Raw genomic sequence first — 21,847 nt, forward strand, 5'->3', positions numbered from 1 at the left:
CGCTCGACCTGCTTTCTTATGCCTCGATCCTCTAGAGCTTCGCTTCGCCGATCGCGCGAAAAACACTGCTCTCTGTGCACAAAATCCGCTCCAGTTCTATATCGTGTCCAGCACGATGAGTCAGGCGAGTGGATTTTTGTCTGTCGTCAATGCTGGGATCACGTGAGTCAGAACAACCCGTTCTATGTGTATGGTGGCACTTGGAAAGCTCGGAAGTGAAGCCTGATGCCAAAATTTGAGGCTCAACTCGAAACAATTTACGCTAGCGATCGCACAGCATGGCGAGAATGGTTAGAAAAGAATCACGCCACCTCGTCTGCTATATGGTTGGTGTCCTTTTGCTATTTTAAGAAAATGTGCGAAGGTAACAACTTTAGCTCATCAAGATTCTTCTACCTGCAAGATCGTTTTTGAGACGAGACGGGTTTTCTTTTTATCCGCCTCAGAAAGATCTTCGCCTGACTGTAGCCGAGTCGCATTAACCTGTAAAACTGTTGCTCCGCCTTGATCTCCCATTTGCAGCGCAGTTTTCGCCGCCGTTTGCAGCATTGTAGCGGCTCCAGAGCGATCGCCTTGCTGTAGTTTCGTCTCCGCGATCTGCGTCTGTCGATATTTTGCTAACGCCAGAATGTGTTGTTGCACTTCCGCATCGATCGCGGGTTGATACAGTGCTGAAGCAGCTACTTCGACTGGAAAGCTCTCTGAAATCAAGCCTGTCTGCCCAGATGTGGGATCATCGTAGCGAATTTGAGCATGAGCGATCGTCGTCTTTCCCTCGGGCAATTGGTTGACGTAGAGATTTGCCAAAATGACGCGCGGTGCATCGACCATCAGATCACCGAGCCGCGCGATCGCTTGGTTCTCCTCCTGCTGAATCAGAAGCTCAATCGTGTCAGGCGCGACTTGCGCGATTGGCTTCATTTCGGCTAGACGTACTCCCGGAGCCAACGTTACGGTTAAAAAGGCGTTCGTCAATCCTACTGCCTGAACTCGACTAAACACCCGTCCGAATTCGGTTACGGCTTGTTCGGGAGCTTGAATATAAGACAGGGTGCCGCCGCCTGCATCGGCAATCTTTTCTAAAACATCTTGATTCCAAGAACTGCCAAATCCCAGCGAATTGAGCGTCAGATTATAGCCTGTTGCGACTTGAGCGAGTTTAAGACAGCGATCGTTGTTGCCATGTTCATTTTCGCCATCGGTGAGGAGAAAGATCTGTGAGATGGCATCTTTTTTGCCCTTAGCAATTTCTTCAATTCCTAGCCGCAGTCCTTCATCGATCGCGGTTCCTCCCGATGCTTCTAGCGACTGAAGAGAAGAACTGATCGCCGCTGGATCGTCAACGATTTGATTGGGCAGCAGCACTTTCGCTTTGTGATTGAACGTCACAATCGAAATGCGATCACCGGGTGAGAGTCCCTCGATCAATCTTCTTGCCGCTTGCTTCACCGTTGCTAATGCCTTGCCGTCCATCGAGCCGCTTTGATCTAAAACTAGACAAAGATTCAGCGGTACGCTCCGCCCTAATGATTCAGGAACTGCAGAAATAGAGAAGGCAACCTGCCGTTGACTGTTGGATTGAGCCACATCGACTTGAGCATCGCTCAGGGCATACTTCAAGCTGACTTGCATAGCGAGACTCCCGGAAAAGAGGGGTGTGAATTGAATGCGATCGTAGACCTTGAATCGCTAATTAATAGCATCTACACCGCAAATCTTCCTGGTTTCGCAAACTTGGGCAAACCCCATCTCGGTTTCCCGCACCCCTGCCCATGTCTTTATTCCTTCTCTCACGCGCTACCATAATGACAGCGCCATTGTTTCAGGCATCACTCGCTATGGAATCACCGATTACGGCTGTTCAATCTTCTTTTTATGGAGATGCTTATGTCCGCACTCCACCGCCGGACATGCCCTCGCTCTTATTAAAAGAGCGGATTGTTTACCTAGGGCTACCTCTGTTTTCCTCGGATGATGTGAAACGCAGAGTTGGAATTGACGTCACTGAACTGATTATTGCTCAGCTGCTCTATCTCCAGTTTGATGATCCCGAAAAGCCAATCCGCTTTTACATCAACTCGACGGGCACATCTTGGTATGACGGTGACGCGATCGGCTTTGAAACCGAGGCGTTTGCCATCTGCGACACGATTCAGTACATTAAGCCTCCGGTGCATACCATTTGTATTGGTCAGGCGATGGGCACGGCAGCCTTGATCTTGTCGTCAGGAACCAAAGGGTTCCGGGCAAGTCTGCCTCACGCCACAATTGTTTTGAACCAACCGAGATCGGGAGCGCAAGGACAAGCGACCGATATTCAAATTCGGGCAAAAGAAGTACTGGATAACAAGCGATCGCTCCTCGATATTCTGTCGAGAAACACCGGGCAGCCAGTTGAGAAGTTGGCAAAAGACACCGATCGCATGTTGTACATGACGCCCTACGACGCCAAAGACTACGGAATCATCGATCGTGTTGTAGAAAGTACGAAAGAGATTCCAACTGCCCTCACCGCGGGCGCAAGCTAATTTTTTCTCAAGCACTGGGAGTTAACCCTCCCTATCTTACCCACCTCACATTCCCTACAAGGAGCTACTCCCATGCCTATCGGCATTCCCAGCGTTCCTTACCGCCTTCCTGGTAGCACTTACGAACGCTGGATTGACATCTATACTCGCCTTAACCAAGAACGAATCATTTTCTTGGGTCAAGAAGTGACTGATTCGCTGGCAAACTCGATTATTGCTGCGATGCTGTATCTCGATTCGGATGACAATACCAAGCCGATCTCGATCTACATCAACTCGCCGGGTGGCTCTGTGACGGCAGGCATGGCAATTTACGACACGATGCAACACATCAAGTCGCCAGTTGTCACGATCTGTGTTGGTCTAGCTGCTTCAATGGGAGCGTTCTTACTCGCGGCAGGCGAAAAAGGGAAGCGGTTTGCTTTGCCTCACGCTCGAATTATGATTCACCAACCGCTTGGTGGCACGGGTCGTCGACAAGCGAGTGATATTGAAATCGAAGCTCGTGAAATTTTGCGAATTCGCCATCAGTTAAACGGAATCTTGGCAGATCGAGCGGGTCAACCAATTGCGAAAATTGAAAAAGATACTGATCGCGACTACTTTTTGTCTGCGCAAGAAGCCAAAGAATACGGACTGATCGACAAAGTAATTGAGACGGTCACTCAAGAGTAGTCGATTGTCATTCAGGTTTTGCAGTTTTACTGCGATCGCCTAATGATTTAGACACCTTTAAAACAAACCGCTCGATTTACCCCCTATTTCACGACTAATTCACCAATTCGTCTTAAAAGTGGCAGAATTCAGATAGTTCTGCCACTTTGTTTGTCTAAATGAACATTGCAGATTCTTATCGACTGTTAGGATTACGGACGGGTGCCTCTTATGAAGAGATCAAAGCAGCCTATCGCCGTCTTGTGAGGCAACTTCATCCAGATGTTAACCCTAATAATGAGCGGGCAAAAGAGCGGTTCATTCAAGTGACAGAAGCCTATCGGTTTCTGCTTACCGTTGTCAATCAAGTAGAAGCCAATCGAGCAGAGCAAGTCGCTGCCGCTGATGAAGCGGTACCTAACGCAACGCACTCTAAACCAGAAACGCATTCTAAACCGGAAGTGACGGTGACGCGCAAGCCACCTACGCCCAAACCAAATCCGGTTCAGCAAAATCCTAATTTGTCGCTCACGGATCAATATCTCAAACAGAGTTCCTACGAGCAATTGCAGCAGTTGTTTAAGACCAAGCGGTTTCCCCGCGCGATCGCGTTGGTTGAAGGGTTAGCGCAGCGACTCCCCGACGATCTAGAAGTCCGTCAATGGCAGGCAATTACCTATCAACGCTGGGGACATGACTTGATTCAGGCGCAGCAGTTTGAAAAAGCACGAGTGTATCTCAAGAAGGCGCTCCGCACTGATCCCCACAATCGTTCTCTTTGGGCAGAAGTTGAGCGAGACTTTCACCGACTTGAGCAGGGGATTTATCACCGTCGATAACGATCCCCGCCCAATGGCGGAGTTTTCCAGCCATCTAGCTAAGGAACTACCTCTAAAGGCGTGCGTTTCTGAAATAGCTTCGGTATAATGTGGATACAGACAACCAGTAGCTCAGGGGTTACTGACGAACTTTTTATTACAGGCGCATTTAGTAGAGTGGTTTAGCAAGTAGCGGCGCTAGTGGCAAGTCTAATCATGAATTTGCGACGTTTGAATCTAAGTGATTGAGTGCCGTTGAGTTAAATATCTCCGTGTGTTCCTCACAAGACTGCTTAATACGACTATGCTTATCCACTTAAAAGCTGCGGGGTTCTTTGAGTGATTGCTATTTCCCCACGTCCGGCTGGGCGCAATTGGAACACAGTTAGTTTTCCGTCTACGCTTTACCTTATTCCAATTCTTGATCTGCTGTTAACGAAAGTACCCAGTCGATTGCAAGCTGAGGTTCGACTAGGTTTACAAGAAGCGTTGGTGAATGCAGCGAAGCATGGCAATAACCTAGATCCAGGTAAGAAAGTTTTGGTGCAGTTTTCGGCGATCGCAAATGAGTATTGGTGGGTGATTTCCGATCAAGGAGACGGATTTGAGCCACCAGAAAGTGGTGAAGAAGCGATTGAAGATCATTTGCCCTGCGATGAAGGGGAATGCGGGCGGGGACTGTTTATTCTGCATCAAGTGTTTGACCGCGTGCAGTGGAACGACGAAGGAACAGAACTTAAGCTGTGTAAGCAAGTCCGGCATCTCTCGCGATTGCCTTTAGTACCTTAGTACTAAATCGATTAGTCGTCAAGCCATCTAGCGATCGATTCGCTGGAACATTCGCTTTAGTCTACTCTTCAATAGATCTGAATTCTGAGAGAGAAACGCCGCATCTTCTCAAAATTTTGCTATCTTGACAAGGCGGATTTACCTGATCCCGATAGGGAACGAAGTTTGATGGAAACAAAGCGACTAGAGTTATTGTTATTAGCTGGGTGTTCGTGTCTTTTAACCTTGTTGTATCAACCAATATCTCAAGCCGTTGCGACACCAACAGCGAGCATCAATCTGATACCAGCGTCTACGCAACTGTATGGGAAGTCATGTCCTGTTGACTTTCAGCGCCAACAAATTGATAGGACGCATCAGATCCCGTCGCCCTAATAAAAAAAGTTTCTACTTTTGCTTTGCACCATGCGTTGGGCAGGGAGGAGCAGAAATAGAGCGATCGAGCCAACCGCAGGCTTGTTGCAGCCGAGCAAGAGCTTCTTCTGGCTGATCTTTAAGCAGTAGTACCAACGCGGCAGCGGCTTGCTCTCGCGATCGCGCCTTGCGGTCAGACTTGAGACGATGCCAGTCGCGATCGCCAATACTTAACCGCTCGACTAGAGTTTGAGCTAGTTCTAACGTGCTGACCTCGGAGAGCTTGTCGGTTGAAATTGCGGATTGGTGAAGCTTGAGAGCGTCTGACATAAGAGTGCTTGGGTAAAATAAATCGGTCTACCGTTACGTTTACCAATCTAACGCGGAAATGCAGCCCTCTCACCCTTCTCAATCTGATCCGCCCACCTTTGAGCAATCTCTCGAAACTGTGGAGCGATCGCTAGACGAGCTCAAACAGCGTCATGCGCAAGTTCTGCGGGATCAACAGCAGCGATCGCGGTTACAAGAGCGACAGCAGGAGATCAATGCCACTCTTCAACGGGGCAAATCTTCTGACCTTCAAGTAGAATTACGTAAAATTGAGCAAGACCTCGACGCCCTAGAACTCGATCTTGAAAGCCGTCTGTTCTCATGGTCTGGCTTGAAAGAAGTGTTCTGGCAGGCGATTCGGTTTGGTGGCGTTGGGCTGGCGATCGGCTGGTGTCTCGCCTTCTGGACGATTAAAAACCCCAAACCTCAACCTCTAAACCCGAACCCCCCATCCCTCATTCCTTAACGTGTAGCTATGGCTCGACGCATTGTAGAACTGCTCCGCACTGGACAACCTGACGAATCAGTAACGATTCAAGGTTGGGTCCGCACAAAACGCGAACAGAAAGGCTTCTCGTTTATCGAGGTGAACGACGGCTCCTCGATGGCAGGGCTACAAGTGGTGATCAATCAAGATGTGCCAGGATATGAGGAGACGATTAAGCGACTTAGTACGGGCGCATCGGTGGAGGTGTCAGGTGTCTTGGTTCCGTCGTTGGGCAAAGGGCAGCGCATTGAGGTGAAAGCCGATTCGGTCGCTGTATTTGGCGAAGCCGATCCCGAAACCTATCCGCTTCAGAAAAAGCGACACTCGTTTGAGTTTCTGCGAGATATTGGGCATCTGCGATCGCGCACCAACACGCTAGGCGCAGTCTTCCGCGTCCGCAATGCCTGTGCAACAGCAATTCATCAATTCTTCCAGGAACGCGACTTTCTCTGGGTTCACACCCCGATTTTGACGGCGAGTGATTGTGAAGGCGCAGGTGAAATGTTTGCCGTCACGAGCTTGAATCTGAAGCAGGTTCCGATGACTGAGCAGAAAGGCGTCGATTACAGCAAAGATTTTTTCGGCAAGCCGACGTACTTAACCGTGAGCGGGCAGCTTGAAGCCGAAATTATGGCGATGGCGTTTAGTAACGTCTACACCTTTGGTCCGACCTTCCGCGCCGAGAACTCGAACACATCCCGCCATTTAGCTGAGTTTTGGATGGTGGAGCCAGAAATGGCGTTTTGCGATCTTGAAGGCGACATGGATTTAGCAGAAGCGTTTTTGAAGCATATCTTTCAGCATGTGATGGACACTTGCCCGGAAGATATGGAGTTCTTCAATGCGCGAATTGATGATTCGGTGTTGGCAACGGCAGAGAATATTATTCACAACGAGTTTGAGCGACTGACGTATACTGATGCGATCGCGCTGCTACAAAAAGCCGACAAGACCTTTGAGTATCCGGTTGAATGGGGCTTAGATTTGCAGTCTGAACACGAGCGCTATTTAGCAGAAGATCTGTTCAAGAAGCCCACGATCGTCACGGATTACCCAACGCAAATCAAGGCGTTCTACATGCGCCTTAGTGACGACGAAAAAACCGTTCGAGCGATGGACATTCTAGCTCCCAAGATTGGTGAAATTATTGGTGGCTCTCAGCGTGAAGAACGATTAGATATCTTAGAGCGTCGCATCCAACAACAAGGACTTGATCCTGCGGACTACTGGTGGTATCTCGATTTGCGTCGCTATGGCACAGTTCCTCACGCCGGGTTTGGACTGGGCTTTGAGCGCTTAGTTCAATTTATGACCGGAATGGGGAATATTCGAGATGTAATTCCGTTCCCTAGAGCGCCTTTAAGTGTTGAATTTTAATGAATTATCTGACCGGCTGATTCGGTCAGTGGATCTGCAAACTCATCCTCTTCCTTCCTACTTAGACTCGTGCCCTACCTGGCCCGATGAGCCGGTCAGCCAACGAGCAATTTTTCGGGAGGATTTGATCGTGGCTTCGCCCTCGGATAACGTTGAGCGTTTATTACCGGATAGCTTTGACTGGATGCCATCTCGAAACTTGAAGCAACGAGCTGCTCATTTAGAAGATGTGACGCTAGATGAAGCAACTCGCCTACTCCAAGAAGCGGTGGAAGTTTATGTTGTGTTGGCTCCAACACTGCCAACTTATCTTTTAGAACGGGCGTGCGATGAATTGGAATTCTTAACTAATTTGTGCCGCCGATTGGCTCAGACAACCTGGTCAAATCTGTAAACTCCATAATGCCTGCGGAGATCGCGCCAATTCCCCTACAAAATGTGCATAATCGTATTTTGTCGCGATCGCGCCTGTAGTGTATGCCAATCATCAATCGACCCGCTCAGACCGAGGATCAGACTCGAACTCGCATTCTCAAAGCGGCGCTCAAACTGTTTGCGCGTCAAGGCTACGATGGAACGACCACTCGTGATTTAGCCGAAAAAGCAGGTGTGGCAGAAGGAACGCTGTTTCGGCATTTTGCCAACAAGAAAGCGATTTTGATCGAAGTTGCAACTCAAGGCTGGATTGAAATTCTCACTGACTTGCTGACAGAGTTAAGCGAAATGGGCAGCTACAAAGCGGTTGCTCAAGTGATGCGTCGCCGGATGATGAATTTGCATCAGAATGCAGATTTGTTCAAGGTGTGTTTTATGGAAGCGCAGTTTCATCCTGACTTGCGCGATCGCATTGAAGAGGAAGTCGTTGAAAAGATGATGGGCGTAGCCGAAGCATTCTTTGAAACCGCGATGGATCAAGGCATTTATCGGCGGATGAGTCCGAAAATGGTGGCGCGAGTGTTTTTAGGCATGTTTACGATCGCGGGTTTTAGCCAAGAGACAATCATGACGCCGAATAGTTCTCCCACGGAGATGAAAGACATGGCAGAAGGCATTGCCGATATTTTTCTCAACGGAGTCTTACAGAGGAGTGACGGCTCGATAGAGTAGTAATCAGAACTCGTTTATGAGAGCCGATTCTTATGTGTCTTGCCGATACTCTCAAGTTGCGTCGTCAAAAATTGGCGGATTTGATTCATTTCCCGGTACTGCTGTGGTCTGGTCAGCGCAGTTCGCGGAATTTTCGCGCTAATACGTTTCCGTTTCGGGCGAGTAGTCATTTTCTTTATTTTGCGGGTTTGCCCTTAGAGAATGCTGTTATTTGTTTAGAGTCGGGCAAGCTTGTGCTGTTTATGGATAAAGAGAGTCCAGCGGATGCGTTGTGGCATGGGGCGTCTTCGACACGAGAAGCCGTTGCTGCCCAAATCGGAGCTGATGCTGCTTATCCCCTTTCAAAACTGGCAGGATTTACAGAAGATGTCGCGACGATCGCGGCTCCCGATCCGGCAACTCGGCTAGAACAATCTAATCTTTTAGCTCGAACCGTTAGCGCCCAAGGCAAAGATTTAGAGTTGACCCATGCGATCGTTGCTCTTCGCTCTAGTCACGACGCGGCAGCGATCGCTGAAATTCGATCCGCGATCGCAGTGACGATCGCAGCCCACAAAGCGGGAATGGTTTCCACTCCAAATGCGTCGGTGGAAGCGCAAATCCGAGCCGCGATGGAGGGTGTGATTCTCTCGCACAATATGACCTGTGCCTACAACAGCATTGTGACGGTTCATGGCGAAGTCTTGCACAACGAGGACTACCACCATGCGGTGCAACCGAACGATTTAGTATTGGCAGATGTAGGAGCCGAAACGACAACAGGTTGGGCATCGGATGTAACTCGGACGTGGGCGGCATCAGGAAAATTTTCACCGACGCAACGGTCGCTCTATGACGTGGTGTTAGACGCTCACGATCGCGCGATCGCGCACATTCGTCCGGGAGTAGAGTACCGGGATGTTCATTTGCTAGCGTGCCATGCGATCGCAGAAGGATTGGCCGAGTTAGGCATTCTGCGAGGCAACGCTGAGGATCTTGTCGAAATGGATGCTCACGCCTTGTTCTTTCCTCACGGAGTTGGGCATCTTCTCGGTTTAGATGTGCATGACATGGAAGATTTGGGCGATTTGGCAGGCTACGAAGCGGGAAGAACTCGTAGCGATCGCTTTGGACTGGGATATCTGCGTCTCGATCGCCCCTTACAAGCAGGAATGGTGGTCACAATTGAACCGGGATTTTATCAAGTGCCCGCTATCTTGGACGATCCAGAGCGACGTGAAACATACCGCGATGTCGTGAATTGGGATCGGTTGGCAGACTTCTCTGATGTGCGCGGCATTCGGATCGAAGATGATGTACTGGTTACGCAAACCGGATCGGAGGTGTTGACAGCAGCACTGCCAACCGATGCAGATGCGATCCAAGAATTAGTGATGTCAGTCTAGCTTTTGTGGAAAATTGATTTGATTCTGCTGTAGAGCATGTGTCTTTAGAAGTAGCTTTGGGGCGTGCCTTTTTCTTACAATTACCTCCAACAAATCATTTGTTGCATCATGCGATCGCTTACAGCTTGGTTGCTCAACTCTCTTGGACTTCTTCTCATCGTTGCCCCGATACCCAGCTATGCGGCAACGATTCGGCAAAACTTTGAGCTAACCGTTACGCGAGTCACCCCGCCCTCCACCGTTAATCCGTCTAATCCCGATTTGAGCAATTTACCGCTACCAGCAATCGGCACTAAAGGACAAGGATCGTTTATCTATGATGAATCGCAACTGACCTTAGATCAGGAGAGCATTTACCAGGAGTACTATTACCTCGGTAGGCGAGGGTCTATTGCCTTCTCAGATTTTTCTCTTGACTTCTTCAATCGCACTTACACTGGGGTCGGTTCTAGCCAGGCTAGAGGTACGCCATTCTTTCTCTTCACCCGAAATGCAGCGGGACAGTACACGCCAGACAGTCCATATTTTGACACCTCAGAAGCTGGAGTGCAGCTTGGAGCAACTGTGCGCTTCATAGGACAGTCCTTCTATTACTATCCTGCATCCATTGCTGTAAACAATCCCAGCGACATCGGTTCAGCAGATGGAACCCTTCAATTCACGGAAGCAGAAGTTGTTCCCGAACCTCCTGCCTCTGCGATCGCGCCAGTTCTAGCGTTGGGAATGGGGTGGTTCTACCATCGCAGGCGTACTGCTCGAAGAAAGTTTTAATGACGGCTGATCACTCCTTTTCGCGTTTCGTCTGCACTCCACTCATCAATACTCAGCGACTTTCTTCTGAGACTTGCGATTTTCTAAAATGTCTTGAGCAATCCGATACCATTCGTCCCGCAACTTTTTATCGGTTGCGCTTGAACTGAGGGCTTTGCCTCTGCGATTGGGATACTTCGCGTAAAACGCTTCATTCGCGCTAGCAATCAGTTCTCCGTAATCCATGCCCAATTCGAGGCAACGAGCTTCTAAGTCACTTCCACGTCTTTGCTCATCTCTAGAGAGCTTTTCGGTTTTAGATGGACTTGGCAATGTGGGGAAGGATTTGGCAAGCAGCGGAAACACCTGCGGGGCTGCCCAAATCAGAGCCGCGATCGCCGCTACAATCAAGCCCAACTGAAACGCCAGTTTTAGAAGCCCAAAGACGGTGAACTTCACCAGGCCAAACGTCATTCTAAACAGCCGTTTGAGCAGATGAAAGGTTCCTTTAATCAAAAAAGCAGGAGCATCGAAGATCGACTCAACCCATGCTCGTTCCTGCGGCTGAGTGGCGGAGGCAACAGTAGAGCGGCGACGACCAACCGCGACTGTTTTCTGCCGGGAGACGGGAGAATGGACGATCGGCGGCGGAGCGGGAGGATCGACTGTAGGGGAAGTATGAGACGAGAGTTGACTCAGAATAGCGTCGGCAGAGGAATAGCGATCGTTGGGTCTTGCGCTCAACATACGGTTCAGAATCTCTGCCAGCCGAGGTGAAACACTAGCGTAGCGTTGCCATTGCCACGTCAAGCTCACCGGATCAAATAAAGATTGCGGTTCGCGTCCAGTCAAAATCACTGCGATCGTCACTGCCAACGCATAGAGATCGCTGCTCGGCTCAGCGTTGCCTTTTTGAATTTGCTCAACTGGCGCGTATCCAGGTTTGCCAACAAAGGTTTGAGCGGCAGGTTGATTCGTGATACGATTTGCCGCCGCTTTGACCACCCCAAAATCAATCAGAACGGGCTTCTGATCTTGTTCTCGCAAAATAATATTGTCAGGTGAAATGTCACGATGAATGATCCCGGCTCGATGAATGTATTCCAGAACAGGCAACAGTTCTTGAAGCAGTTGCGTGACTTCTTTCTCGCTAAACGCCAATCCTCGCTGTCGCCGTTCCTCGATCAAATCTTGATAGGTCTTTCCTCCCACATAGTCTTGAACGAGAAATAACAGCTCTCCGTTGGGTTGCTTAACTCGAAACAATTCACGGAATTGAGGAATCTGCGGATGGCGCAACTGATACAAGACGCCTGCTTCTCGCGCAAACAATTCCTCCGCTTTCTGAGCGTGATGCACTCCTTGAGTGTGCGGATCAAATTCCTTCAAAACACACAACTCATTGAAGCGATTGGTGTCTTGCGCCAGATAAGTACGCCCAAACCCACCCTGTCCTAAAACGCGAAGGATGCGATAGCGATTTTGAACCAGTGTGCCATCAGGAAGCGGTCGGCGCATAGCAAGAATAGAGTGTAGAGGAGGAGAAATTCGTGCTTATCAAATTTATCATCGCTTCTCCCAATGGTGACACGGTAGTAGACACTGTGCGCTTTGCTATAACGGTAAATGCCGCTCCTAGCATGGTAAACAATTAATTAAAGAGATATTCCGGAATCCCTACCCCACACCCCAACTCTGTGAATCGTCGCGATCTGCTCAAACTTCTAGGACAAACTTCTGGTGGCGTCCTTGCTGCTAGCTTGCTCGGTGGCTGTCAGCCCAAATCGGTTGAACTACTGCTGCTGATGGACTTGCTCAATCCTGACAAGCCACTTCCTGACCACATCACAACTCCGTTAAAGGAGTTCTATGTGCAGTCCTACGCGCTGCCGTCACGAGTGGATGTCGCCAAGTGGGAACTCAAGATCAAAGGTGCGGTGGAAACACCGTTAACGTTGACCTTCCAAGATATTCTGCAAGCCCCGCAAGAAACCTTTTACTTAACAATGGAGTGCATTGGTAATCCGTCGGGGGGCAACCTGATCGGCAATGCCGAGTGGACAGGAACGCCACTCCTGCCGTTTCTCAAAAAAGCGGGTGTGAGGCCGGAGGCAAAGGAATTTGCAATGAAGGGCGCGGATTGGTATGAAACGACGCTGCCGATCGATGAAGTGATGCGTCCTGGTGTGCGGTTGGTGCATCAGATGAACGGCGAAGCCCTGACTGCAGAACATGGCTATCCTGTGCGAATTATTATTCCTGGGCACTTTGGGCAAAAGCAACCGAAATGGCTGGTTGAACTCGAAGCGATCGCAAAGACGAAAACGGGCTTCTGGGAAAATCAAGGCTGGTCAAACACTGCCGAAATCCCAACTCACGGGATGATCCGGCAAGTTCAAGAGCAGCGGGTGTGGGATAAGCGCCATCAGGTTACGCTCGATCGCGGTGGAGACACGGGATGGAAAAAAGGCGTTTTAATCGCCGGAGTAGCTCTCGATCGCTCAACTCCAATCACCGCCATTGAAGTAAGTGTTGACCAGGGGGCAACATGGCAGCCAGTCGATCAAAACCGTCCCGAATCGCCTCACGAATGGACGCTTTGGCGTTATGTTTGGGCACCCAAAGATCCAGGAAAATATACGCTGCTAGCGCGAGCAACATCCCAGCGCCAACAGCAACCCTTAAACGATAGAAACGGAAAAGACGGCAGCAGTGGCGTCTTGCAGATTCAAGTCACCTTGAACGCTTAGACTCTTGAACGCTCAGACTATTGTGGCTTCTGTGGCTTCTCGATTAGCTCTGCGTTGGGTCGCTCATACCCGTCGTTCATCGGCAAGCATCACTGAAGGTGCAGCCGGATCAGGTCGTTGCAGGAGGATCTTCAGGTGTTCTGAAGCGTCGTTGCGGTTAGAACTAGTTGCTCATGGGATTGTTCTTAAAGCAGATTTAAAGGTTACGAACTCCGCGATCTGACGACTAGTTTCTACTTACTAAGCTGCTGTCACCGTTCCTAAATCTTCAGGCGCAAGATAAGACTGCATCACTTGCCCATCTTTGAACCAGATCACCCGATTTGTACATCGCGCCACTTCCGATTCGTGCGTTACCATCACAACCGTCATTCCACTTTCGTTCAATTCACCAAAAATCGCCAAAATTTCTCTAGTCGTCGTCGAATCTAATGCTCCAGTCGGTTCGTCTGCCAAAAGCAAAACTGGACGATTGACAATGGCACGAGCGATCGCGACTCTCTGCTGCTGCCCTCCCGATAACTGATTCGGTCGATTCTGCAAGCGCTGCCCTAGCCCCACTCGGATTAGCGCTTCTGCGGCTCGCTCTTTTCGCTCGGCAGTTGGTACGCTGGCATAGACCATTGGCAGCATCACATTCTCTAAGGCAGACAATTGCGGCAACAGGTGAAACTGCTGAAACACAAAGCCTAGTTTCTGGTTGCGGATATGGGCAAGGTCGCGATCGCTGAGTTGCGCCACGTCCTGCCCGTCTAGATAGTACTGTCCGTCAGTCGGACGGTCGAGACAGCCAATCACATTCATCATCGTGGACTTACCCGAGCCTGATGCGCCCATAATCGCGCAGTACTCGCCTTGTTCGATCATCAAATCGATGCCTGCCAAGGCGTGAACTGTGGTATCGCCCATACCATAGACTTTCGTAATTCCTTCGAGCCGAACGATTGTAGATTGAGGCATAGGATACTGATGGTTAGGCGCGGATAATTGGGCGCGATGATTATGCGCTTCTGAGGGCAACGATCGGATCGAGTTTGGCGGCTTGTCGAGCCGGAATCACCCCGAAGACGAGACCAATGGTTCCTGATACACTGACGGCAAGCGCGATCGCGGCAGGAGAAATGGCAGCTTTTAACGGGCTAAATGTGGCAACAAGCAAGGTTCCACCAACGCCAACCCCAGTTCCAATCAAACCACCCGCCGCCGATAGCAGCACTGCTTCGATCATAAACTGCACCAGAATGTCTTGACCGGAGGCCCCGATCGCTTTACGTAGACCGATTTCTTGAGTCCGCTCGGTGACAGACACCAGCATGATGTTCATGATACCGATACCGCCGACCAGAAGTGAGACGCCTGCGATCGCCGCCAGCATCGCCGTCAAGCCTCCAGTAATCGTGCCCACAATTTGCAGAATGTCTTTCTGAGCCTGAACGGTGAAATCATCTTGACTGACAATCTTGTGGCGTCGTCTCAGCAAGTTCGTAATTTGAAACTCGGCGGCTGGAACGCTGGCTTCATTTTTGGCTGACACGGAGATAAAGGTCACATCCAATCCATACGGAGAAGTTCTTCCCGTTAACGTACTTGACATCGTGGTGAGCGGAATATAGGCGGCATCATCTTGATTACTGCCCAAGAATGATCCTTTTGGCCGCATCACACCAATTACCTGAAAACTCACATTGCGAATGCGAATGCGTTTGCCAATGGGATCTTGATCGCTAAAGAATCGATTTGCTAAATCAGCTCCCAATACCACCACGCGCTGATTTCGCTGCAAATCGAGGTCAGTCAGAAAGCGACCTTTCGCCACATCAAAACTCCGAACAGACAGAAAGGAGGGCGTCGTTCCGGTAATCGAAGAACTTGAGTTGAGTCCGCCGTAAACAATTGGATACTGACCTTGCTTCTGAGCCGCCACTTCTTGCACCGCTGGAACCTGAGATGCGATCGCTTTAGCATCATCCCAAATTAGCGTTCTGGGTAGATTGGTCGCTCGTTGCCGCGCCTGATTGCTGCCTGGACTTATAAACAAAACGTTTGGACCAAGCGACTCAAACTGCTCCGAGGCCAATCGCTGTGCGCCTTGACCAATTCCGACCATTGCAATCACAGAGGCATTGCCAATAATCATTCCTAGCATGGTCAAACTGCTCCGCATTTTGTTGGCGGTTAGCGTTTTGACTGCCATCTTTCCACTTTCAACCCAATCCATCTTCGACTTCCTTATGATTCGCCTGGTTGCCCGAGTTTTTGCCCTTCAGGAGGCTGAATGTAAATGCGATCGCCCGGATTCAGTCCGCTCACAATCTGGGTTTCGTTATCAAAGGTCAGCCCCGTTCTTACCGTCTTAAAGGTCGGCTTCTGATCGCCTGGAACCCAAACTCCAGTTTTGCCTCCATTTGTTGAGAGGGCTGCCGTTGGCACAACTATAGTATTGGGAATCTGCTGACCCAAGAAGCTAACGTCGGCGTTCATCTTAGACCGCAGTTTGTCTTTGCCGGTGACGATCGCGACTCGGACTTCAAAGGACGTGACATCTCGATCGGTAATCGCTTCCGGGGCAATGCGCCGGACTTTTCCCTTAAACGTCTGATCGGGGTAGGCATCAACTCGAATGTCAACCAATTGCCCTTGGTTAATCTGTCCGATATCAACCTCCGGCACTTTTGCCTTGATCTCTAACCCATTTGCCAGGGCAAAAATGGAAGTCGAAGTTGCGCCATCGGCGGCAGCAGAGGCTTGTGTTGTTGGTGTCACAAAGGCACCTACCGTGGCATAGCGCTGGGTAATGATTCCAGTAAACGGCGCTCGAATCAGCGTATCTTCTAGCGTGTTTTCGACGCCTTGAAGCTGCCCGATCGCGCTGGCTAACTGTGCCTCTGCTTGGGCGATTTCTTCGGGACGCGCCCCGTTTTGTCGCTGACGAAGCTGCTGAACAGCTTGATCGTATTGGGCTTGGGCTTGACCGAGTTGAGCCTGGGCTTGGCCTAAGGCTTCCTTCGCGTTCTGCTCTTTACGCTGGAACTCATCTAGCGCATTTGCCGCGATTGCGCCTTGATTTGCCAATTCCTGCTGTCGCCGGGTCTGACGCCGGGCAAAATCTAGCGCAGAATTGGCATCCGAAATTACACCACGAACGCGAGTAATTTCGCTTTGAGTTCGATTCACATCGGCTTCCGCTTGACGGACTTCTTCGATCCGAGTTCCTGCTTTTAGCTGATTTAGTTTGGCTTGGGCTTCGGCAACTCGCGCCTGAGCTTGAATGCGTTCTGCTTCGGCATCTTTACCGTCCATGCGGGCAACAATCTGACCTTGCTCAACGCGATCGCCCTGATCCACCAAAAGTTGAACAATTCGCCCCGCCGCTTTAGGACTCAAATTGACGGTCTGATAGGGAATCACTTCACCACTTGCCGCAATTCTGACCGTAACTGTTTTCGCCTCTACCGGGGCCGTCGCTGTTCTAACATCTTGACGCGGAGCCAGATTGCGAGCGATCAGAAAGCCTGCTCCAGGAATTGCGATCGCACCTGCTGCCACTAATCCGACTAGCCAAGGAGCAGGCTTTCGAGTTTTGCCAATGAAGGGGAGATGCATTCGTCTAAATCCAATGTAGAGATGGGGATTAAGGAGACAGATAAACTAGATATTAATTGGCTCTGCCAATCTCCAAAGGAGCGCAAACGTTCAAATTTTTTAGACCTCTGACTTAGCCGCTAAGTTCTCTTCTATTCCTAGGCTGTCATAAAACCTTAACGAATGACATCAAACTTTAGACTCCTCTAGAGAAGCTTCTGCAGAAGGTTTCTGCTTTAAGGAGATTGACATATAAATTTACAGACTATGAACGGAATCATATCAAGTGTTGATTGCCTCTAAAGGTCGGGAAATCTTAAGGGTATTGGAGTGATCCAAGCCGGAGACCTCTAAAAAACTCAGTATCATTAGCTTAGTTTTTTTGCTGATACCCTGCCGTAGATGCTAAACAAGGTTCAACAGAGCCTAAATTTTTGAGTTGAGCCATCTTGCTAGGCTCAAAAATCACCTGTTGCAAACCGATGACCTTGAATGTTTTTTCTGTAAAAATGGCAGAACTATTCGGATTCGTCCGAGTCTAGCTGCATTCAGTACAATAACTGACATGCATTCTGCCTTCCTGTGACGATGATAGCCTATGAGTCCCTTGCCCAACCGTCCCCCTCAGTCTCCCACGCCCCTCTCAGCCAACAGTTCTACTGGAGGCGACGATACCGTGGAGACGCCCACGCCCATTGAGAAACCTGCTCTAATGCAGCCTCCCGCCCGCCCTGTGCGGCCTCAAGCGCCATCCGTGCCGTCCGCGCCTCCGCCAGCGGCTTCAGTTCCAGCTCCGCCTCCACCGCCTGAGCCTACTGCAACAGAGGCCATAGCAGAAGATCCGTTGGCGAGCGCTCGCCAGCAGCCTATTCCTGCTCCCAGTGAGCCGATGCAGTATCGAGCGATCGGGCTAGTGCGCGGTCGTTACGAGCCGTCTGATGAACAGTTCACCCGTGGCAACATGACCACAAGTGACGGAACTCTTGTAGAGGCCGTCCTTTTGGGCCGTGTGATGAGCTTGGTGAAAAATCATTTAGATCTCACTCAAGAGCATTTGTGGGTTGTATATCCCCGCACTCGCGATCGCCAAGAAGATTTGCATGTTCAGATCGTCGGGGTATGGGAGCCTGAGAATCTAATCAAGGAGGAGCTAGACGACTCTGACGAGGAAGTGCTCCCTTATGTGCCGTCTTCCGAGGTAGACGATAACTATTTCTCAATTCGAGGAGAAATTGTCTATCACTCTACTGATGACGGCTCCATGATTGTCAAGATTCAGCAAGCGCCTCGGAAAAAAGACGATCGCGCAAAAGCCTTTAAGCTCAAGCTGAAAGGGAATGTTTCAGGAAAAGCATTAGGCTATTTCTGGGATTTGCAAGTCCATCGAGAAGCAGGAGACTTGGTGGTCAGGCAAGGAACCTCGATTGGCATGATTCCTCCCCGGAAGAAGCCGAAGTTTGAGGGCCGAGGCGACTTTAGAGGCGGTTCGAGAGGGGGCGGCAAACCACCGTTCCGTCCCAAGAGTGGTGGCGCTCCGAGTCGACCAATGGGGGCTACCCCTCCAGCGCCCAAGCGTGATGCTCCGCTGCCAAAGCCCGTGAAGAAGAACGATCGCGGTGAGTCTCCTGAGACAGCAAAGTAAGCGACAACTAAATAGGCTACGCAAGGGGAGCAGGTCTGGCTCCCCTTTAATTTTTTTAAATCAATTTTTGTAAACGATAAAGCCTGCGATCGTATCTAATAATGCATCCGGTTCATCGGCTCGAATTGAATGTCCGCTCTGCTCAAAAATTCGCAAATCTGACTTTGGTATTGCTTCAGCAATTTCTTCCGAAAATTCGGGCGGGCAGATCCAGTCGTGCCGTCCTCCAATCACGAGAGTTGGAGCCGTAATCTTGGGCAAATCTTTCAATACGTCGTATGTTCGCAAGAAGCCCCCAAAGGCAACGTTGATTGCATCTACTGACAGAGTAGTGCGTTCCCACGAATCTTTAGCCGTATCTGGCTTGTAGCTCCTAGAGTAGAGCGGCTGCATCACTTGAAAGTATTCGTGAAGCTGGGCTTCAGATTGGAAGTTGCCTGCCCATAAGTAACGAGCGATCGCAATCTGTTCTGCTGTTCCTCGCTGTGCCAAATTCTCTTGCGCTCGCTGAAGGAAGCGGGAATCGGGGACGGTTGCGATCGCAATCAGATGCGATACCTGTTGTGGATAGCGGCTGGCATAAGTCAGCGCCACCATCCCACCGTAGGAACCGCCAATCACAATGATTTTGGTTAGGCCCAAATATTGCCGCAGCGCTTCGAGATCTTCGACGTTGTTATCGAGAGTGTAGGTCGATTTGTCGCCCCGTGCTGAGCGCCCCTGACCACGATGATCGATGTAAACAAGCTGCATCCGATCGGCAAGGCGCGAAAACGTCGGCTTGTAGGAGGTATGATCCGCTCCGGGTCCGCCATGCAGCAAGAAGGCGACAGGTTTTTCCTTCATGCGATCGCCATCTGGAACTAACCCCGCGCCTTCCACATCAAAGTAGATTTTTGTTCCACGAATACTGGCAAACATGACTTACGAGCCTCGCATATCTTGAGGAATAAAGGTGCGATCGTTCGGAATTGATGATACAGGCTCAGTCAAGGTGAATGTCCCTTGTTCAATCCACTGTTTCAACTCAAGGGCAACTTGGCGCGATCGATAAATGCTGGCAAGCGGTGCAACCCGAACAGATTTTCCGTCAATGATTAATTTGCCTGATTTCAACTGAGCATAGCTTACCAGTCCAAATGTCGGGCGTACCCGTCTTGGAATCGAGAAATCTACTATAGGCGCAACTAAATCCTGATCTTGAACCGCACAATGAACGATCACGTTTTCTGTGAGGACGGGTAACGGAATTCCAACGCCCAACATCAGTGATGGACCGTAGCCCCGCAAATAACAGCCTCTCACCCATTTAGCGTCCATTTGTTTCGCATCGCCCACGAGTGCCAACGTTGCTGCGGGACCGATTGGTGTTCGATTCGGCAGACGTTTTTGAAGCGGAAAATGCTGAGTTCCTTCCCATGTGACATACCCGATCGCACCCCCTAAAAAGACTCGCGTTCCAATGCCGATCAGGTCTAAATCTGGATCATTTAATAACGGTGAAATTGCGCCCGGATTTGAGTAAACCGCATTTCCCAAACGGGGTTGAAGCGGACCTAAATAAGTGAACAAAGCGCGATCTCCACCGTTCACGCCAACTATGAAGTTCTGATACAAATTGCGCGGATTGAACAGGTAAAACTGATTAATCGTATCCCGCGAAATAGTGGTCTCAAACGAGGCGCGAGGGTAGCAGTCTGTTACTTGTCCTACCGCTCTAAGCGGAACCGAGTGACCTGCAATCAATTCCTCAATCACATGTCCGCCGCCACGCTGTCTCACGCGGCTCTCGGCTCCCTCTCGGCGATCTTCCGCGTCACTCAGTTCCGTCGCCCCAGAATATTCTGCCGCTTGAGAGGCTCCTAGATACAAATCGACGGCTCCAAACCCTGCATAGGCTAGGACTCCATCAATCCAGCATTGCCGAATTTTAATTGGTGGATCGGTCTGTCCTAAGTTGAGGATTGCGCCAGACGACTCCATTGGCTCAAATGTCCCCGTTGTTACTACATCGACTTCTTTCGCCGTTTGAGCGACACCAACCTCAGCCACCTGAGCTTTAACTTCTTCCACAGTGCGAACAACGGCTTGTCCGCGCTGAATTTTGTCGTTGATTTCCGCAATCGATCGCATGAATGTATTTCCCCCAGTTGCTTAATTTACCTTGGGACAGATGAGAATCACCACATTCCACTGCATCCTAAGAAGGTAACGAAATTGCTAAGGAAAGATCAGACAGATGCTATTGCAAGAAAAAGAAACCGGAAGTTTAGTTGAAGTTTTAGACGTTCAGGCTCTCGTTAACCCGGCTGAGAATGCCGTCCCTGTTCGGATTCAAGACGGACAAGAAGAACAAGATCCCGAATCCTATGGAAAAGATGTGCTAGTGTTTCCGTCCGGTGAGAGCCTCCCGCGATGCTGGATGGATGCAGAATATCGTGCTGCCAAGTAGCTCTAATTTTGGGTGAGGAATGCTTCAAACGAAAAAATGTTTGACAAAAGCAGGCGCGATCGAGATAATAAAGATCGCGCTGAAAACAAAGCGCTCACCCGAACAAGGGACTGTAGTTCAATTGGTTAGAGCACCGCCCTGTCACGGCGGAAGTTGCGGGTTCGAGCCCCGTCAGTCCCGTAGAAAGATAAGAAGTAAACCATTTGAAGGCACGCTAGATTCTAGCGTGCCTTTTGCTTTAAGTCTTATTTCCAGCGAATCTGCTAGATCAGCGCGATCGCGGTTTCTTATCTATAAGTATGTAAGTCTGGCGAGTAACCAGTAAATCTCAAGCAGATTAAGATATTGCTATGACTCAGACGAGGCAAGTTGATGCTAAAAACTCAGGTTCTCTATGACACAGACTTTAATCTGTGGGTTCAGTCTCAACTTCAAGCGTTACGAGAAGGACGCTACGAGGATTTAGACTTAACTCACCTGTTGGAGGAGATTGAGGATTTGGCAAAGCGCGATCGACAAGCGTTGGAGAGTCATCTGGTAGTGATCTTTACTCATTTGCTGAAGTGGCAATTCCAGCCTGAACAGCAGTGTAATAGTTGGAAATCTTCCATTCGGAATTCAAGGATTAAGATCGCAAGGATTTTAAGAGATAGTCCGAGCTTGAAGAATTTCTTACCATCTGTGTTAGAAGAGGCTTACTCAGATGGGCGGAAAATTGCGGCAGATGAAACCAGTCTGGCCCTGCGCACGTTTCCAGAAGCGTCTCACTACACCTTGGAACAGGCTTTAGATGAGGACTTTCTGCCAGAGTCATGAAGCCAGCATCGCTGTACCGCTAGAAT

Annotated in this window: 23 protein-coding genes and 1 tRNA gene; 16 read left to right on the forward strand and 8 right to left on the reverse strand. The window is 49.9% G+C overall.

All coding sequences use genetic code 11. The features are described 5' to 3' along the window. Positions 1–18: 18 nt before the first annotated feature. A complete protein-coding gene (locus AC5JLB_RS26835; RefSeq protein ID WP_495876892.1) occupies positions 19–219 on the forward strand; it encodes a DUF8622 domain-containing protein in 201 nt (66 codons plus the stop codon). Positions 220–381: 162 nt separating this feature from the next. On the opposite strand, the gene AC5JLB_RS26840 is transcribed toward AC5JLB_RS26835, so the two are convergent. Next, complete coding sequence (locus tag AC5JLB_RS26840) at positions 382–1,632, reverse strand: vWA domain-containing protein (RefSeq protein WP_495876893.1); 1,251 nt, start codon at positions 1,630–1,632, stop codon at positions 382–384. Between the two features lie 206 nt (positions 1,633–1,838). On the opposite strand from AC5JLB_RS26840, the gene AC5JLB_RS26845 reads away from it, so the two are divergent. The 4 genes from AC5JLB_RS26845 (at position 1,839) to AC5JLB_RS26860 (ending at position 4,789) form a co-directional block, all read left to right on the forward strand. After that, on the forward strand, positions 1,839–2,528 hold the full coding sequence (locus tag AC5JLB_RS26845) for an ATP-dependent Clp protease proteolytic subunit (protein WP_495876894.1): 690 nt from the start codon (positions 1,839–1,841) through the stop codon (positions 2,526–2,528). A gap of 72 nt (positions 2,529–2,600) precedes the next feature. Next, positions 2,601–3,203 (forward strand): ATP-dependent Clp protease proteolytic subunit, encoded by a 603-nt coding sequence (locus AC5JLB_RS26850; RefSeq protein ID WP_495876895.1) that lies wholly within the window; start codon positions 2,601–2,603, stop codon positions 3,201–3,203. Positions 3,204–3,361: 158 nt separating this feature from the next. Continuing rightward, entirely contained in the window at positions 3,362–4,021 is a 660-nt protein-coding gene (locus AC5JLB_RS26855) for a J domain-containing protein (RefSeq protein ID WP_495876896.1), read from the forward strand. 318 nt (positions 4,022–4,339) lie between these two features. After that, entirely contained in the window at positions 4,340–4,789 is a 450-nt protein-coding gene (locus AC5JLB_RS26860; RefSeq protein WP_495876897.1) for an ATP-binding protein, read from the forward strand. A 387-nt stretch (positions 4,790–5,176) separates the two neighbouring features. Here the strand turns inward: AC5JLB_RS26860 and AC5JLB_RS26865 are convergent, their stop codons facing one another. After that, entirely contained in the window at positions 5,177–5,473 is a 297-nt protein-coding gene (locus tag AC5JLB_RS26865; RefSeq protein ID WP_495876898.1) for a DUF6439 family protein, read from the reverse strand. A 58-nt stretch (positions 5,474–5,531) separates the two neighbouring features. On the opposite strand from AC5JLB_RS26865, the gene AC5JLB_RS26870 reads away from it, so the two are divergent. The 6 genes from AC5JLB_RS26870 (at position 5,532) to AC5JLB_RS26895 (ending at position 10,600) form a co-directional block, all read left to right on the forward strand. Further along, positions 5,532–5,939, forward strand: a complete 408-nt coding sequence (locus AC5JLB_RS26870; protein WP_495876899.1) for a sll0565 family protein — start codon at positions 5,532–5,534, stop codon at positions 5,937–5,939. Positions 5,940–5,948: 9 nt separating this feature from the next. After that, positions 5,949–7,337 (forward strand): asparagine--tRNA ligase, encoded by a 1,389-nt coding sequence (gene asnS, locus AC5JLB_RS26875; protein WP_495876900.1) that lies wholly within the window; start codon positions 5,949–5,951, stop codon positions 7,335–7,337. 130 nt (positions 7,338–7,467) lie between these two features. After that, a complete protein-coding gene (locus tag AC5JLB_RS26880) occupies positions 7,468–7,731 on the forward strand; it encodes a hypothetical protein (RefSeq protein WP_495876901.1) in 264 nt (87 codons plus the stop codon). 83 nt (positions 7,732–7,814) lie between these two features. Next, positions 7,815–8,444: a TetR/AcrR family transcriptional regulator gene (locus AC5JLB_RS26885; RefSeq protein ID WP_495876902.1), complete on the forward strand. Its 630-nt coding sequence runs from the start codon at positions 7,815–7,817 to the stop codon at positions 8,442–8,444. 32 nt (positions 8,445–8,476) lie between these two features. Then, positions 8,477–9,829, forward strand: coding sequence for an aminopeptidase P family protein (locus tag AC5JLB_RS26890; RefSeq protein ID WP_495876903.1), 1,353 nt, complete (start codon positions 8,477–8,479; stop codon positions 9,827–9,829). Between the two features lie 108 nt (positions 9,830–9,937). Further along, a complete protein-coding gene (locus tag AC5JLB_RS26895) occupies positions 9,938–10,600 on the forward strand; it encodes a hypothetical protein (protein ID WP_495876904.1) in 663 nt (220 codons plus the stop codon). A 45-nt stretch (positions 10,601–10,645) separates the two neighbouring features. Here the strand turns inward: AC5JLB_RS26895 and AC5JLB_RS26900 are convergent, their stop codons facing one another. Continuing rightward, a complete protein-coding gene (locus AC5JLB_RS26900) occupies positions 10,646–12,097 on the reverse strand; it encodes a protein kinase domain-containing protein (protein WP_495876905.1) in 1,452 nt (483 codons plus the stop codon). Between the two features lie 179 nt (positions 12,098–12,276). Between AC5JLB_RS26900 and AC5JLB_RS26905 the strand changes: the two genes are divergently transcribed. Continuing rightward, the gene (locus AC5JLB_RS26905; protein ID WP_495876906.1) at positions 12,277–13,329 is read left to right on the forward strand and encodes a molybdopterin-dependent oxidoreductase; all 1,053 of its coding nucleotides are present in this window, start codon (positions 12,277–12,279) and stop codon (positions 13,327–13,329) included. Between the two features lie 240 nt (positions 13,330–13,569). Here AC5JLB_RS26905 and AC5JLB_RS26910 read toward each other — a convergent pair whose 3' ends face one another. Genes AC5JLB_RS26910 through AC5JLB_RS26920 form a run of 3 tightly spaced genes read right to left on the reverse strand, consistent with a single transcriptional unit; the run spans position 13,570 to position 16,932 of the window. Next, positions 13,570–14,289, reverse strand: a complete 720-nt coding sequence (locus AC5JLB_RS26910; protein ID WP_495876907.1) for an ABC transporter ATP-binding protein — start codon at positions 14,287–14,289, stop codon at positions 13,570–13,572. A 40-nt stretch (positions 14,290–14,329) separates the two neighbouring features. After that, complete coding sequence (locus tag AC5JLB_RS26915; protein WP_495876908.1) at positions 14,330–15,547, reverse strand: ABC transporter permease; 1,218 nt, start codon at positions 15,545–15,547, stop codon at positions 14,330–14,332. Between the two features lie 11 nt (positions 15,548–15,558). Next, entirely contained in the window at positions 15,559–16,932 is a 1,374-nt protein-coding gene (locus tag AC5JLB_RS26920) for an efflux RND transporter periplasmic adaptor subunit (RefSeq protein WP_495876909.1), read from the reverse strand. A gap of 577 nt (positions 16,933–17,509) precedes the next feature. Between AC5JLB_RS26920 and patR the strand changes: the two genes are divergently transcribed. Further along, positions 17,510–18,553 (forward strand): heterocyst master regulator PatR, encoded by a 1,044-nt coding sequence (patR, locus tag AC5JLB_RS26925; RefSeq protein WP_495876910.1) that lies wholly within the window; start codon positions 17,510–17,512, stop codon positions 18,551–18,553. 60 nt (positions 18,554–18,613) lie between these two features. Here patR and AC5JLB_RS26930 read toward each other — a convergent pair whose 3' ends face one another. Further along, the gene (locus AC5JLB_RS26930) at positions 18,614–19,474 is read right to left on the reverse strand and encodes an alpha/beta fold hydrolase (protein WP_495876911.1); all 861 of its coding nucleotides are present in this window, start codon (positions 19,472–19,474) and stop codon (positions 18,614–18,616) included. Between the two features lie 3 nt (positions 19,475–19,477). After that, on the reverse strand, positions 19,478–20,686 hold the full coding sequence (locus AC5JLB_RS26935) for a homocysteine biosynthesis protein (protein WP_495876912.1): 1,209 nt from the start codon (positions 20,684–20,686) through the stop codon (positions 19,478–19,480). Positions 20,687–20,792: 106 nt separating this feature from the next. Between AC5JLB_RS26935 and AC5JLB_RS26940 the strand changes: the two genes are divergently transcribed. The 3 genes from AC5JLB_RS26940 to AC5JLB_RS26950 all read left to right on the forward strand — a co-directional run bounded on the left by AC5JLB_RS26940 (position 20,793) and on the right by AC5JLB_RS26950 (position 21,821). Further along, positions 20,793–21,005: an acetyltransferase gene (locus AC5JLB_RS26940; protein WP_495876913.1), complete on the forward strand. Its 213-nt coding sequence runs from the start codon at positions 20,793–20,795 to the stop codon at positions 21,003–21,005. Between the two features lie 106 nt (positions 21,006–21,111). After that, positions 21,112–21,185, forward strand: a tRNA-Asp gene (locus AC5JLB_RS26945). 192 nt (positions 21,186–21,377) lie between these two features. After that, positions 21,378–21,821 carry a DUF29 domain-containing protein gene (locus tag AC5JLB_RS26950; RefSeq protein ID WP_495876914.1) on the forward strand — a complete coding sequence of 148 codons (444 nt, stop codon included), beginning with the start codon at positions 21,378–21,380 and terminating at the stop codon, positions 21,819–21,821. Positions 21,822–21,847: the final 26 nt, after the last annotated feature.

The organism is Myxacorys chilensis (genome assembly GCF_059505265.1).

Coding starts and splice junctions, on each gene's coding strand:
- AC5JLB_RS26835 (WP_495876892.1), top strand. CDS start 19: ATGCCTCGATCCTCTAGAGCTTCGCTTCGCCGATCGCGCGAAAAACAC.
- AC5JLB_RS26840 (WP_495876893.1), bottom strand. CDS start 1,632: ATGCAAGTCAGCTTGAAGTATGCCCTGAGCGATGCTCAAGTCGATGTG.
- AC5JLB_RS26845 (WP_495876894.1), top strand. CDS start 1,839: ATGGAATCACCGATTACGGCTGTTCAATCTTCTTTTTATGGAGATGCT.
- AC5JLB_RS26850 (WP_495876895.1), top strand. CDS start 2,601: ATGCCTATCGGCATTCCCAGCGTTCCTTACCGCCTTCCTGGTAGCACT.
- AC5JLB_RS26855 (WP_495876896.1), top strand. CDS start 3,362: ATGAACATTGCAGATTCTTATCGACTGTTAGGATTACGGACGGGTGCC.
- AC5JLB_RS26865 (WP_495876898.1), bottom strand. CDS start 5,473: ATGTCAGACGCTCTCAAGCTTCACCAATCCGCAATTTCAACCGACAAG.
- AC5JLB_RS26870 (WP_495876899.1), top strand. CDS start 5,532: ATGCAGCCCTCTCACCCTTCTCAATCTGATCCGCCCACCTTTGAGCAA.
- asnS (WP_495876900.1), top strand. CDS start 5,949: ATGGCTCGACGCATTGTAGAACTGCTCCGCACTGGACAACCTGACGAA.
- AC5JLB_RS26885 (WP_495876902.1), top strand. CDS start 7,815: ATGCCAATCATCAATCGACCCGCTCAGACCGAGGATCAGACTCGAACT.
- AC5JLB_RS26890 (WP_495876903.1), top strand. CDS start 8,477: ATGTGTCTTGCCGATACTCTCAAGTTGCGTCGTCAAAAATTGGCGGAT.
- AC5JLB_RS26895 (WP_495876904.1), top strand. CDS start 9,938: ATGCGATCGCTTACAGCTTGGTTGCTCAACTCTCTTGGACTTCTTCTC.
- AC5JLB_RS26900 (WP_495876905.1), bottom strand. CDS start 12,097: ATGCGCCGACCGCTTCCTGATGGCACACTGGTTCAAAATCGCTATCGC.
- AC5JLB_RS26910 (WP_495876907.1), bottom strand. CDS start 14,289: ATGCCTCAATCTACAATCGTTCGGCTCGAAGGAATTACGAAAGTCTAT.
- AC5JLB_RS26915 (WP_495876908.1), bottom strand. CDS start 15,547: ATGGATTGGGTTGAAAGTGGAAAGATGGCAGTCAAAACGCTAACCGCC.
- AC5JLB_RS26920 (WP_495876909.1), bottom strand. CDS start 16,932: ATGCATCTCCCCTTCATTGGCAAAACTCGAAAGCCTGCTCCTTGGCTA.
- patR (WP_495876910.1), top strand. CDS start 17,510: ATGAGTCCCTTGCCCAACCGTCCCCCTCAGTCTCCCACGCCCCTCTCA.
- AC5JLB_RS26930 (WP_495876911.1), bottom strand. CDS start 19,474: ATGTTTGCCAGTATTCGTGGAACAAAAATCTACTTTGATGTGGAAGGC.
- AC5JLB_RS26935 (WP_495876912.1), bottom strand. CDS start 20,686: ATGCGATCGATTGCGGAAATCAACGACAAAATTCAGCGCGGACAAGCC.
- AC5JLB_RS26940 (WP_495876913.1), top strand. CDS start 20,793: ATGCTATTGCAAGAAAAAGAAACCGGAAGTTTAGTTGAAGTTTTAGAC.
- AC5JLB_RS26950 (WP_495876914.1), top strand. CDS start 21,378: ATGCTAAAAACTCAGGTTCTCTATGACACAGACTTTAATCTGTGGGTT.